The following is a 13654-nucleotide window of genomic DNA, read 5'->3' on the forward strand; positions in this document are numbered from 1 at the left end:
TCATTTGTAAATGAGTGAACTGTTTCAACATGACCATTTAACACTTTGTATTTGTCATCTAAAACTTTTAATACAGGTGTAATTGCATTTGTTGTACAGCTTGCAGCAGAGATGATTTTGTCTTCATCTAAGATGTCAGCTTGGTTCACACCAAATACAACGTTCTTCATGTCACCCTTACCAGGTGCAGTCAACACAACGCGGGCAACGCCAGCACATTGTAAATGCTGAGCTAAACCATCAACATCACGCCATTTACCAGTGTTGTCGATAAGAAGTGCATTATCAATACCATATGCTGTGTAATCTACTTCGCTTGGGCTAGAAGCGTAAATTACTTTGATGAATTGACCATTTGCGATGATCGCTTCGTTTTCTTCATCAACAGAAATCGTACCGTCGAAAGTACCGTGAATAGAGTCACGACGTAATAACGAAGCACGCTTAGCTAAGTCACCATCAGATGATTTACGCACAACGATTGCTTTAAGGCTTAAACCACGACCCAAACCAGATTGGCTGATGATTAAGCGCGCTAAGATACGACCAATACGACCAAAACCGTAAAGAACAACATCTTTAGGCTCAGCAGCAGTTGAGTTACCTTGGATTGGAGCAACAGCTTGAGCAACAAATGCATCAACATCGCCACCTTGGTTCTTGTATTCAACAGCAAGTTTGCCGATATCAACTTCAGCTGAACCAATGTTTTCAACTTTCATTAACGCTTCTAAAATAGGGAACGTATTTACAACTGAAAGCTCAACATCAAGCATGCGAGTACGACGGTGAGTTTTTAAAATTTGGATTACTGAACGGTTAATTAAAGAACGACCGTAAACAGAAACCACGATGTTTTTCTCACGGTACAATTGACCAATTAATGTAATCATACGTTCCGCGATTTCTTCACGGTTTTTCCAACGACCTTGGTGTTCTGCGTGTAGGGCAACGATAGTTTCTTTGCTCACAGTTACGTCCTCTAATTTATATATACTGGGCGTGAATTTTTAAAACGCCATTATTGTAATAGAATTATCATCAAGATTGAATCAAAAGCTGCTAAACGAGCTAAGATTTTGTACTAATTGACTATAAATTCATAAAATACCTATAATTATTTTTATGAATTTTGGTGAATATTCATTTTCATGACCCGCTTGAGTTGATTTTCACTCATACGGATGATGAAGCTACTGATAAATATAGTTATCCTTTACACGATCCTAATAACTACAACAAACAGTACGATCAAAAATTAAAATCACCAATCAAATAAAATCAACCTATTGAAATATAATAATAAAAATTATATTTCAACTCATTACAACACTTAACTAAATCAAGGTAAAAATGAATTTTAAAATATGGTTATTACTCATTAGCATTCCTCTTGCCTGTGAAGTCTCTATGGGCTTTATCGGATTATTTGGATTGCTACTCACAAATATTGTCTATTTTCCTATTTCTTGGATTGGTGAGCCCTTTTTCAACTGCAACGGTGAGGTTGGCTGTCTGCCTAAGGAATATGGACATATTTTAATGTTTCTCACCATTAACCTAATGTACTACTTATATGCGAAGCTTAAAGGCCTTTAGTTCAAAACTAGACTCATATTAATCTTGCTCATTATCACTGAGCCGTTTTGAATATTGCTGTAAATTCAATTCCAAATGTTGTTTACGTAGTCTTTGTTGATACAGATGGATCGCCCCTTCGATCACCAAAACCAAGACGGCTAACCAAATCGGTATATAAGTAAGCCATTCTTCTGCACCTATTTTTTCTCCTAACATCAAAGATACTAATGCTAGTAAAACTGGCTCTAAATATCCTAACAACCCAAAAATAATCAATGGTAAGTATCGACTTGCTAAAAGATAACATCCCAAACCAATCGCACTTAATGCGCCTAAGCCCATGACGATAAAGGTTAAACTTGGATAGTCAAAAAACTTCAAATAAGGTGTGATACCTGTTTGTGTCAAATAAATTGCAATAGGTAAAATCAATATAAGATCCCACCAAAATCCACCTAAATTATCAGTATTGATTTTTTTCCGAATCACAAAATAAGCTGCATAACCGATTGCAACTAAAGCTGTTTCCCACGCAATACTCCCCAAACGCCACATTTCGTGTCCTACACCAAACACTGCGAGTAACACAGCCAAACACTGTAACTTAGAAAGCTTTTCACCATATAAAACACTTCCAGCGAGCACCAGTACAAGAGGTAATAGAAAATAACCAAGCGAAACCTGCAATCCCCTACCATGCATCGGCCCCCATAAAAAAAGCCATAATTGCGCAGAGGTTAGAACCGAGGTTAGTATTAACAAGAGGAGTAAACTAGGCTTTGCTAATACTCTTTGGAAAATAGTTTTAATATGACCCAAATCACCACTAAACCACATAAATAGAGTTAAAAATGGCAAGGTCGCAATGATGCGCCAACCAAAGGTTTGCTCACTATCCAATGCACCTAAAAATTGGGTATAAAAATAAAGAACACCAAAGGTCACAGAAGCCAAAACTGAATACGCAATTCCCTTAAACATTTTGACCTCTGGAGAGAAAAGTGGTTCAAGAAAAACTTGATTAATCCACTATATGAGAAATAAAAAACCATGCAAGCGCATGGTTTAAAAATAAAGTGCTGTATCTAGCGATGTTCAGGGTAAATAATATCATTAATCTCATATCCAAGGGACTTGGCATAATTTAGATATTCATGAATCACTTCTTTTTTCGGATTTGGTGTTCGTGAAAGCACCCATAAATATTTGCGCTTAGGCTCACCAACCAATACAGTTTGATAATCTTCATCAAGTTTTAAAATCCAGTAATCCCCTCGCCCAACGGGTATCCAACGAACACCTTCAGGTAGGAAACTTACGCTTAATTTAGTATTAAAGGGTGCGTTCACGACAAATGCTTCACCAAGACTTTGCTGAAGATTTCCATCAATGTCATAGCATTTATTATCGACAACAATATTGCCATTTTCATTTACGGTATACGTTGCTGAAACGTTATACGCACACTTACGTTCGAAATACATCGGCTTGCGAGCAACTTCGTACCAAACACCCAAATACTTGTCTAATTCTACTTTTTCAACGGTTGCTAAGGGCTTCGCTTGAGCATAAGAGATTGTTGCTACAGCCAATCCAGTTAAAACAGCTCCACCCACTGCAATTTTTGCTAAACGCCAACTCGCTTTCGGGAAATTTTTAATAAAGGGCATCAGAAATCCTCAAAGCAGAAATTTGTTATAAATAGTCATATACTTAACTTAGAAACATAGCCTAATTTATAAACAAAAACTGTTGCGATATGTATCACTTTTGAGGATTTCTCAACTTATTTAAGACTGCAACATATGTGCTTTTAAACGCACGATTTCATCACGAAGTCGCGCTGCTTGCTCAAATTGTAGCTCTTTCGATGCTTTCAACATTTCCTTTTCCAACTTAGAAATATGTTTTGCAAATAACTTTGGATCAGAAAGCAAATGTTGTTCATCAGCACTAATTGACTGAGCTTGCTCAAGCACTTTTTCATCGATTTCATCATCGGTCAGCACTTCGCCCGTATCAATTTCTTTAATTGTTTGGCGAACTGCACTGCGTGGTGTAATTCCATGAAGTTCATTAAACTCAATTTGCTTATTACGACGGCGCTCAGTCTCATCCATCGCTTTACGCATAGAGTCTGTAATGCGATCAGCATATAAAATGGCCTTACCTTTCACATTACGCGCTGCACGACCAATCGTTTGAATCAATGAACGTTCTGAGCGCAAGAAACCTTCTTTATCCGCATCCAAAATTGCAACTAGAGATACTTCTGGCATGTCCAAACCTTCACGCAGTAAGTTAATCCCTACCAAAACATCATGTACACCTGTACGTAACTCATGAATAATTTTGACACGCTCGACCGTATCAATATCGGAATGTAGATAAGCAACTTTAACCCCATATTCTTTGAGATATGATGTTAAATCCTCAGCCATACGTTTGGTCAACGTCGTCACAAGAACACGTTCATTCAACTGCTTACGAATATTAATTTCTGATAGCACATCATCGACTTGGGTCAGTACAGGCCTTACTTCAATTTCAGGATCAATCAATCCCGTTGGACGAACCACCTGCTCTACCACTTGCTCTGACTTTTCCAACTCATATTGCGCAGGTGTTGCACTGACAAATACGGTTGTTGGGACAATACGTTCCCACTCTTCAAACTTCATTGGACGGTTATCCAATGCACTTGGTAAACGGAATCCATAATTCACCAAATTTTCTTTACGCGAGCGGTCACCTTTGTACATCGCCCCAATTTGAGGAACGGTTACATGCGATTCATCAATAATCAGTAACGCATCTTCAGGAATATAATCAAATAAGGTTGGAGGCGCTTCACCAGCCGAACGTCCAGATAAATGACGTGAATAGTTTTCAATGCCATTGGTATACCCCAATTGCTGCATCATTTCTAAGTCATAACGGGTACGTTGCTCAATACGCTGTGCTTCGAGCAATTTGTCATTGTCTTTAAAAAATTTAAGTTGATCTTTGAGTTCATCTTTAATGGTATCAATCGCACGAGTCAAATGGTCTTTCGGCGTGACATAATGACTTTTCGGGTAAATCGTTACACGCGGAACTTTCCTTACTAATTTACCCGTCAATGGATCAAACCAGCGAATTGAATCAACTTCGTCATCAAATAACTCTACCCGAATGGCATCCTTATCCGATTCTGCTGGGAAAATATCAATAATTTCACCACGGATACGATATGTACCACGTAAGAATTCTAATTCATTACGCGTATATTGCATTTCAACGAGACGGCGAATGATCTCATCTCGACTCACTCGATCACCTTGTACAATATGCAACAGCATTTGCATATAGGCATTTGGATCACCCAAGCCATAAATCGCTGAAACTGATGCAACAATAATGGCATCACGACGTTCTAACAACGCACGCGTTGCAGAAAGTCGCATCTGATCAATGTGATCATTGATCGCTGAGTCTTTTTCGATGAAGGTATCTGAAGAAGGTACATAGGCTTCAGGTTGATAATAGTCGTAATAACTTACAAAGTACTCAACCGCGTTGTTAGGGAAAAATGCTTTAAATTCACCATAGAGTTGTGCAGCTAATGTTTTATTGTGCGCCATGATAATGGTTGGTCGCTGCGTCTGAGCAATCACGTTTGCCATGGTATAGGTCTTCCCCGACCCCGTTACCCCAAGTAGCAACTGATTACGAAAACCTTGGTCAATTCCTTTGACTAATTTTTCAATTGCCTGTGGTTGATCACCCGCAGGTTGGTAATTTGTCACTAAATCGAAAGGTTGATTTTCGCTCACAAGTACACTCTTTGATAAAATTTAAACGGTAGTTTAGCAAATCAATTTGGGCGAATTGATACTTTTCAAGATTAGTTTCATTTAATTAATACGGTAACAGTTGCCCATCCCAATTTAAAAGCTTTCCATTTTGATGTGCTGTTAAATTCTGCATAATTGTTATCAATCGTTCTGTTGTTTGTTCAGCGCTATACAGTTTTTCTGGTGAAATATTGCGCTGAAATGGCTTGGATAATGCTGAATCAGTCGTTCCAGGATGAACGCTTGCGACAATAATATTAGATGACTTACGCGACCATTCGATACTTAGATTTTTAATAAACATATTTAATGCTGTTTTGGTCATTCGATAACTGTACCACCCACCTAAGGCATTATCTTCAATACTTCCAACTTTGGCTGATAATGATAGCCATTTTAAATCATAGTTTTTGCTCAAAATAGGTGCTAAGGCTTGCGCTAGATGAACATGTGTCATAACGTTTTGTGATAACGACTTATAAACCCATTCATCATGAATTTGGCTTAAGCTCTTTTCAGGCATATAACCATTTTCATGTAAAACACCAGCACAACAATAAACCTCTGTGGGTTGAATATGACTTAAAAACTCCTGAATCAATTTGATTTGACTTGATTCAGATAAGTCAGCCTGTAAATCACAATCCCTTAGACGTTGTCGGCTAATACAAAATACCTTCTTCTGAGCCTGCTTATTTAACAACTCAAAAAGTGCTCGTCCTATTCCACCTGAAGCACCTGCGATAACAATACTCATATGCGTAGACTATATATTCACCACTTGAAAGTTTGAGCTTAAACAACAAGATGTGAATTCCGTGTTAGCTATATTTATTCTCTATGATACAAGTAGTTTTTCAAGCTAAAATTATGCTTAACAAATTGAAATTATTAACATAACAATTAAATATTTTTACTTGACCCTAGTACCAATCAATAGCAACATGAGTAGAACGATAACCTAAAATATGAATTCTAATGACTTACCAATACCATGATGAAACCATAGTAACGGAACTCCCTGAAGATACGGTCTTTGTATTTGGCAGTAATCTTGCTGGCATACACGACAGTGGTGCTGCGCGTGTTGCTGCACAGCATTTTGCTGCGGTGAAAGGTGTAGGTCGTGGTTGGGCTGGACAAAGTTTTGCGATTCCAACACTCAATGAACACATCCAGCAAATGCCTCTCTCTCAAATTGAGCATTATGTTGATGATTTTAAAATATACGCAAAAAATCACCCCAAAATGAAATACTTTTTGACGGCTTTAGGGTGCGGTATTGCAGGCTATAAAGTTTCAGAAATCGCCCCATTATTTAAAGGCATTCACAGCAATGTGATCTTCCCAGAATCATTCCGCCCTTATATCGAAGAAGATGCAGTTTCTCAATTTCCAAATTTAACAGCAGCAACAGTACATGCGTTTATTAATGATGAAGTTATTTTTTACTTCAATCATGGTTATGAATCATTTGAAGAAGCATTAAACCAAACTCAATTATCTGCAGCTGAAAAAGCGATTGCTCTTGTTGTATTAAATGAAGAACTTTATCCGCGTGATCGTTATGGTCGGGGTAGAGAGCATGAGATCAAGGATATTCTAGGTAAATTGAATGGTAAGATTTTCAATTTCCAGAGCAATTCTGAGGGTGCAATGATTTTTGTGAGCGTGATTATTGCCTTGATGGAACTCTATGACATTGATGAATATGATTTTATTAAACTTTGGCGTGGTGAACTAGAAATACAACATCCTCTAAATCGTCATTAGTAATAAAAAAGCCAATCATATCGATTGGCTTTTTTATTAACGTTTACCCATAGAACGGCGTGTCCCACGAGGTGGCATCCACGTACGATCAGCATATTGTTCAGGTTTTGGACGAACCTGATTATGCGTTGCATCATCATCGTCATTTTGCGCAGATGGCATCGGGAATGGTAATTTCACCAAAGCTTTCTTCGCTTTAGGATTTTCAGTACTCATTGAAATTCTCTCGAAATCTAAATTTCTAGTCGCTATTGTAATAGATTTTTGCGGTATTTATAAAAATAAAAAATGTAAAAAACACCGCTGTGTATTTGGTAACTTTTTATTCAAACACGGTAAGTTTCGACCACTTTTAAGTCTATTTAAGCTAAGATAGCTTGCTTTTATTTTTAATCCCATAAGAAGGAATAATGCCGTGGACGTACGTCTCTCTGATCGTGTCAATGCTATCAAACCGTCCCCTACACTTGCAGTAACAAACAAAGCTGCTGAGCTTAAAGCTGCTGGTAAGAACGTGATTGGTTTAGGTGCAGGCGAACCAGACTTTGATACCCCTCAACACATCAAAGATGCTGCAATTGAAGCGATTAATAATGGCTTTACAAAATACACAGCTGTAGACGGTACTCCAAGCTTAAAAAAAGCAATTATTGCGAAACTCAAACGCGATAACAATTTAGACTATCAAGCAAATCAAATTTTGGTTTCTTGTGGTGGTAAACAAAGTTTCTTTAACTTAGCACTTGCTTTGTTAAATAAAGGTGACGAAGTCATTATCCCTGCTCCATTCTGGGTAAGCTATCCAGACATGGTGATCATTGCTGAAGGTACACCAGTAATCGTGAAATGTGGCGAAGAGCAACGCTTCAAAATCACACCAGAGCAATTAGAAGCGGCAATCACAGAAAAAACACGCTTGGTGGTATTAAACAGCCCGTCAAATCCAACAGGCATGATCTATACCAAAGCTGAACTCGAAGCTTTGGCAGAAGTCTTGCGTCGCCACCCACAAGTTTTTGTTGCTTCTGATGACATGTATGAACCAATTCGTTGGGAAGATGAGTTCTACAACATCGCAACCGTTGCACCTGATTTATATGACCGTACCATCGTTCTCAATGGTGTCTCTAAAGCATATGCAATGACAGGCTGGCGTATCGGTTATGCTGCTGGTCCTGCAAAAATCATTGGTGCAATGAAAAAAATCCAATCGCAATCAACTTCAAACCCGACTTCAATTTCACAAGTCGCTGCTGAAGCTGCATTGAATGGTCCGCAAGATGTATTACAGCCAATGATCGAAGCATTTAAACGTCGTCACGATTTAGTGGTAAATGGCTTAAATGAAATCAATGGTATTTCTTGCTTACCAGCTGACGGCGCTTTTTACGCATACGCAAACATTCGTCCGCTTATTCGTGCAAAAGGTTTAAAATCTTGCACAGAGTTTTCTGAATGGTTACTTGAAGAAACAGGCGTTGCTGTTGTTCCTGGTGATGCGTTTGGTTTAGGTGGATTTATGCGTATTTCTTATGCAACTGCTGACGAAGTTTTAGTGGATGCTTTAGCGCGTATCAAAAAAGCTGCTGATTCCATTGAAGGTGTTGATGCTGCAATTGCATCAATCGAAGCAGAAAAAACAGCTTAACACCTAAAAAGATGTAAAAAGCCTGTTTCGACAGGCTTTTTTATTATTAAGAAAGACGCTGCGGACGAGATAAACTTAAGTAATGACAATAAAAGGGAAAACTTTCATTCAAACTTATTTTTTGAATCTTTTGCTCTAGTACATTCCACGCATAAGCATGCGCTTGTTTGAAAAGTCCTTGCTTCTCAAATGCAAATAAGAATAAAGCATTTTCCCTATTCTCTAAGTTTTTATTTGATAATAAATTTCGAGATTTTTCGAGAATTTGTAATTGATGTTCAGTCCACTTATCACCAAACCAAAGCTGTAATAAATCACCTAAATACAGTCGCTCATCACTGAAAGCAGCGAAATGTATATTGGCATTTTCAACAGATTGATAATATTGTGTAGGATTTTGAATGATATCTAAATAATTTTCTTGATAATAAGAAAGATTTGAAAAGATAGATTGAATACTGAGAATAGTCATTTTGACCTCCGATTTAGCCATTTTAGTGCTGGCAAGTAGGGTTAAATCCACACTGCTTAGATAGATATCTAAACGCTTTCTAACTCGAATCTAGCAATAGAATTTCCAAAGTTCAAGCTATTTTTTAAATTTCAAGCTAATTGTGCAAATAAAAACCATACGATATAAAAATGAAGAAAACATGACACTTTTAACTTGACCGATTTCAAAAGCCCCCTATAATGGCATTCAGATTCTCCCATAGCTCAGTCGGTAGAGCGACGGACTGTTAATCCGCAGGTCCCTGGTTCGAGCCCAGGTGGGAGAGCCAAGATTCTAAAAACCCACTCTTCATGAGTGGGTTTTTTATTCACAGCTCAATAAGAATATGTTTCAATCCAGCCAAATTATTTTCATCCTTATTGGATGTATCAGTACAGCACTTCTTTTATATAGCTGCCTACCCGCTTTCTTTAGAAAACAAAAATTCTTCGCACGACCCGTTATTACCTCATTTGAATCACAAATGTTTCTACGATTACAACAAGCTTTTCCAAATGATCATGTATTGGCTCAGGTTGCATTTAGCGCACTCATAACAAGTGATCATTATAAGTTAAGAAATAAGTTCAATCGAAAAGTGACTGATTTTGTGGTGTTAGATAGAGAGATGAAGGTTATTGCGATTGTTGAACTAGATGACCCAAGTCATATAGGTAAAGAGCTAGAAGACCAACAACGAGATCAAATGCTAAAAGAAGCAGGTTATTACGTACAACGATATACACAAATTCCATCTGTAAAGCAGCTACAGATGGATATTCGCTGAATTTAGTCTTTAAGGTTGATTATCGGCAACTTGCTCAGCATTTTTCTGCTGTTCAAATTTTTTAGCAATTTCGGCATGTTGCTGGTCATATTTACGCTTAGTTTCAGCATCACTTTTTGCAGCCAGAAATGCCATACCCACAATAAAAATCGGAATGAGTAAACCCAAACTCATTAACAACCAAGGAATACGTCTCTTTTCTGCAGCGTTCTGACTCATAAAGGATTCTGTCTCAAATTAGGCCTTAATAGAGTGCAACAATATAACAAAAAAAGAGCCTCTATAAAGAGACTCCTTGCTTAAAATTAAAATCACAGTTTTTGTCGGTTTAAAATATTCCCGTACAGTGAGGACTTTGACTTGCATCTTTTTGCGCATCAGTTAAAACAATACCTGTACCCGCAGACATATTGGCTTGAATAAAATCTACAGCTTTGGCATTTTCACAAATGATTGCTTGAGTATGAGTCGCATTCGGAACAATCTTCAACTCATAACCATTTTCATAACCTGCTTGTGGGAAGAACTGTAAAGCCTTCGCTTTCATGTTGGCAAACATACTTTGTGTCACCACGGGGAGTACAGCTTGATCTTTCTCTCCCTGAAGCATCAATACAGGGGTTTTAATTACCTTTTCAGCTGTGGCATTTGTTGCCGGCTGAGTTGATTTTAAAAACTCTTGTACCACAGGATCTGTTTTAAACTTCGTCAGATCAATACCGTATCCTGACAGTTGATGTGTTGTATCTGCTAAGTAAGCAACGATCCCTGCTTTGAATTTCTCATGCAAACCATTTGCAGCATCTTCACCAGAATAACTCAAACAAGCCCCATCATCACCATTACGCCCATAAGCTAACTCAGCAATATCAGCCGCACCTGATGTAAAGATTGTTTTCAAATCATAGTTACTTTCATACAAATATGTCTTGTCGGAATCAGCACGCTTATTGTCATCTCCATTATCATTACATGCTGATAAAAACAGTGCTGAAATTGAGAACGTCATTGCCAATGCAATTTTTGACCGTTTCATAAAATATCCTTTTAGTCTTTGTCTTTTTTTTAAGCATGAAACTACATGCACTGTTATTAATACATAAAAAAAGTGCCCTTGTATAGGACACTTTTCAACTAATCAGTCAGATTAAGATATTAATTCTAAAAAAATTCCTGCAAAAATAATCATTCCAACCCATCGATTGTGACGGAATGCCCAGAAACAGATTTGCGGATCACGCTCTTTGGTCTTTATTGCTTGATAAATAAAATCTAATCCTACGAATATCAATGCGATTAACCCAAATGGCAGCAAAATATTTTCTAAATATAGTGCAGTGCCTATTAAGCCTAAACTAACAATTTGCAGCAATCCTATAATTTGAATATCAAAACGCCCAAACAAAATTGCGGTAGATTTCACACCAATTTTTAAATCGTATTCACGATCAGTAATTGCATATTGAGTATCGTAGGCAACAGTCCACGCTAAATTACCAAAATATAATAACCAACATGTCAAATCAGGTGTTTTCCCTACTGCTGCATAAGCCATAGGGATTGACCACGAAAATGCCGCACCTAAAAACACTTGTGGCAAATGCGTATAGCGTTTCATAAAAGGATAAATAAAGGCTAAAAATAGCGCCCCAAATGACCAATAAAACGTTTCAATCGGCAAGAAAAATAATAAGCATGCGCTTGCTATAACTAAGCCCAAAAATACGAATACAGCTTCTCTTGCCTTGATCACACCTGTTGCTAAAGGGCGATTCTTAGTCCGTTCAACATGTGCATCAACTTTTCGGTCAGCAAAATCATTAATCGCACAACCAGCCGCTCTCATAAAAAAACAGCCTAAAATCATGATTATAAGTACTTTTAAATCAGGAATACCCTTTGAAGCAATCCATAATGCCCACATTGTCGGCCACAAAACCAGTTCTGTACCAATCGGTTTATCAAAACGACATAAATAGTAATAGGCTTCTAAACGCTGCCGCCAAGAGATATGTTGCACTGTTTCCATGAAGAATCCTTAGAGTCAATGCTGTCGAATAAACTGTTCAAAAGCAGGCAAGAAAGTTTCTTGCACAATGAATTTACAACCGTGCCACGTATAACAACTTTGCCTAGTCCAACCCTCGGCAAGATAGATCACACGTCGCTCACACTTAGGGTCTGTACGCTGAAATAAGAACCACCCAATCGGTTTGTTCCCGATATGCTTAAATATACGCGCTTTTTTTTGCAAACTTAGAATCGGAAAAATACTTTTGGCTTTTACCCAAGCTTCGGACTCACTACCATAAAGATTGGTTTCTCTTACCCATGCGATATGCTGATAAGGCATCCGCATCCACTGGCTGTCGGTAAAAGTTAGACGTTGATAATGTTCTTTTATTCGTTCTACATGAAACTCACCACCACCCAGATCGGTGAGTTGCTGTGTTAATGAACCTGACGCATACAACCATTTTTTTAATTCAGTTGGGATCTCTTTGCCCTTTATTCTGTTTGGTCGTAAATTTCGCATGCGTTGCTCACTAAAAACATCGCGTTTAGTTTACATGAATTTTTCAGTAAATATGTACAATCTTCCAATCTATTAATGACATAAAAAAAGCTCGCCGAAGCGAGCTTTTCTGAATAACAATGTATTACAAGCTGTAGTACATGTCGAATTCAACTGGGTGAGTAGTCGTGTTAAGACGACGTACATCTTCAGTTTTAAGTTCGATATATGCTTCAAGCATTTCTTTAGTGAACACGCCACCTTTTAACAAGAACTCGTGATCAGCTTGAAGTGCTTCAATCGCCATTTCCAAGTTGTGAGCAACTGTTGGGATTTTTGCTTCTTCTTCAGGAGGAAGATCGTACAAGTTCTTGTCAGCTGCTTCACCTGGGTGGATCTTGTTCTGGATACCATCAAGACCAGCCATCAACAATGCAGCAAAACCTAAGTATGGGTTCATCATTGGATCTGGGAAACGAGCTTCGATACGCTTGCCTTTAGGGCTAGAAACATATGGAATACGGATTGACGCAGAACGGTTACGCGCTGAGTAAGCAAGCATAATTGGCGCCTCATAGTGAGGAACCAAACGCTTATAAGAGTTCGTTGATGGGTTAGTAATCGCATTTAATGCACGCGCGTGCTTGATTACACCACCAATGAAGAATAATGCCATTTCAGATAAACCAGCATATTCATCACCAGCAAACAAGTTCTTGCCATCTTTAGAGATAGACATGTGAACATGCATACCTGAACCGTTATCACCTACCATTGGCTTAGGCATGAATGTCGCAGTTTTGCCGTATTGGTGAGCAACGTTCCAAACAGCATATTTGAACTGTTGTACTTCGTCAGCTTTGCGAACCATTGTATTGAAGCTCACACCAATTTCTAATTGGCAAGAAGCAACTTCGTGGTGATGCACTTCTACGCGGCCAGGGCCCATGATGTCTTCGATACGAGCACACATTTCAGCACGCATATCTTGGTGAGAATCAACTGGAGGAACTGGGAAGTA

14 protein-coding genes, 1 tRNA gene and 1 pseudogene are annotated in these 13654 nt (G+C 38.2%); 4 read left to right on the top strand and 12 right to left on the bottom strand.

Annotated features, from left to right (window positions below; genetic code table 11):
• The 5 genes from B4237_RS08740 to B4237_RS08760 form a co-directional block, all read right to left on the bottom strand.
• On the bottom strand, positions 1-971 hold a 971-nt coding region (locus B4237_RS08740), incomplete at its 3' end, for a glyceraldehyde-3-phosphate dehydrogenase (RefSeq protein WP_286942752.1).
• A 646-nt stretch (positions 972-1617) separates the two neighbouring features.
• Positions 1618-2562: an EamA family transporter RarD gene (gene rarD / locus B4237_RS08745; RefSeq protein ID WP_278596101.1), complete on the bottom strand. Its 945-nt coding sequence runs from the start codon at positions 2560-2562 to the stop codon at positions 1618-1620.
• Positions 2563-2666: 104 nt separating this feature from the next.
• Positions 2667-3251 carry a lipocalin family protein gene (locus B4237_RS08750; protein ID WP_192412852.1) on the bottom strand — a complete coding sequence of 195 codons (585 nt, stop codon included), beginning with the start codon at positions 3249-3251 and terminating at the stop codon, positions 2667-2669.
• Between the two features lie 120 nt (positions 3252-3371).
• Entirely contained in the window at positions 3372-5396 is a 2025-nt protein-coding gene (uvrB, locus tag B4237_RS08755; protein ID WP_007479931.1) for an excinuclease ABC subunit UvrB, read from the bottom strand.
• Positions 5397-5481: 85 nt separating this feature from the next.
• Positions 5482-6174 carry an SDR family NAD(P)-dependent oxidoreductase gene (locus tag B4237_RS08760; protein WP_061392901.1) on the bottom strand — a complete coding sequence of 231 codons (693 nt, stop codon included), beginning with the start codon at positions 6172-6174 and terminating at the stop codon, positions 5482-5484.
• A gap of 221 nt (positions 6175-6395) precedes the next feature.
• Here B4237_RS08760 and B4237_RS08765 point away from each other — a divergent pair, with 221 nt between their 5' ends.
• Positions 6396-7190, top strand: a complete 795-nt coding sequence (locus tag B4237_RS08765) for an A1S_2505 family phage non-structural protein (RefSeq protein ID WP_061392900.1) — start codon at positions 6396-6398, stop codon at positions 7188-7190.
• A gap of 36 nt (positions 7191-7226) precedes the next feature.
• On the opposite strand, the gene B4237_RS08770 is transcribed toward B4237_RS08765, so the two are convergent.
• Positions 7227-7406 carry a hypothetical protein gene (locus B4237_RS08770; protein ID WP_004880736.1) on the bottom strand — a complete coding sequence of 60 codons (180 nt, stop codon included), beginning with the start codon at positions 7404-7406 and terminating at the stop codon, positions 7227-7229.
• A 199-nt stretch (positions 7407-7605) separates the two neighbouring features.
• Between B4237_RS08770 and B4237_RS08775 the strand changes: the two genes are divergently transcribed.
• On the top strand, positions 7606-8838 hold the full coding sequence (locus B4237_RS08775) for a pyridoxal phosphate-dependent aminotransferase (protein ID WP_257736138.1): 1233 nt from the start codon (positions 7606-7608) through the stop codon (positions 8836-8838).
• 46 nt (positions 8839-8884) lie between these two features.
• Here B4237_RS08775 and B4237_RS08780 read toward each other — a convergent pair whose 3' ends face one another.
• Complete coding sequence (locus B4237_RS08780; RefSeq protein ID WP_004880740.1) at positions 8885-9310, bottom strand: hypothetical protein; 426 nt, start codon at positions 9308-9310, stop codon at positions 8885-8887.
• Positions 9311-9544: 234 nt separating this feature from the next.
• Here B4237_RS08780 and B4237_RS08785 point away from each other — a divergent pair.
• Both B4237_RS08785 and B4237_RS08790 read left to right on the top strand, forming a co-directional pair.
• Positions 9545-9620, top strand: a tRNA-Asn gene (locus B4237_RS08785).
• 57 nt (positions 9621-9677) lie between these two features.
• Positions 9678-10118, top strand: coding sequence for a DUF2726 domain-containing protein (locus tag B4237_RS08790; RefSeq protein ID WP_004880743.1), 441 nt, complete (start codon positions 9678-9680; stop codon positions 10116-10118).
• 9 nt (positions 10119-10127) lie between these two features.
• On the opposite strand, the gene B4237_RS08795 is transcribed toward B4237_RS08790, so the two are convergent.
• The 5 genes and pseudogenes from B4237_RS08795 to glnA form a co-directional block, all read right to left on the bottom strand.
• Positions 10128-10337: a hypothetical protein gene (locus B4237_RS08795; RefSeq protein WP_004880744.1), complete on the bottom strand. Its 210-nt coding sequence runs from the start codon at positions 10335-10337 to the stop codon at positions 10128-10130.
• A 109-nt stretch (positions 10338-10446) separates the two neighbouring features.
• A pseudogene (locus B4237_RS08800) lies at positions 10447-11034 on the bottom strand (alpha/beta hydrolase family protein); the annotation flags it as partial.
• Positions 11035-11265: 231 nt separating this feature from the next.
• Positions 11266-12147, bottom strand: a complete 882-nt coding sequence (gene ubiA, locus B4237_RS08805; protein WP_278596103.1) for a 4-hydroxybenzoate octaprenyltransferase — start codon at positions 12145-12147, stop codon at positions 11266-11268.
• 15 nt (positions 12148-12162) lie between these two features.
• Positions 12163-12654, bottom strand: coding sequence for a chorismate--pyruvate lyase family protein (locus B4237_RS08810; protein WP_007479912.1), 492 nt, complete (start codon positions 12652-12654; stop codon positions 12163-12165).
• A gap of 124 nt (positions 12655-12778) precedes the next feature.
• The coding region (gene glnA / locus B4237_RS08815) for a type I glutamate--ammonia ligase (protein WP_286942760.1) at positions 12779-13654 on the bottom strand (876 nt) is incomplete at its 5' end.

This window comes from Acinetobacter sp. UBA6526 (assembly GCF_002434875.1).
GTDB lineage: Bacteria > Pseudomonadota > Gammaproteobacteria > Pseudomonadales > Moraxellaceae > Acinetobacter > Acinetobacter venetianus.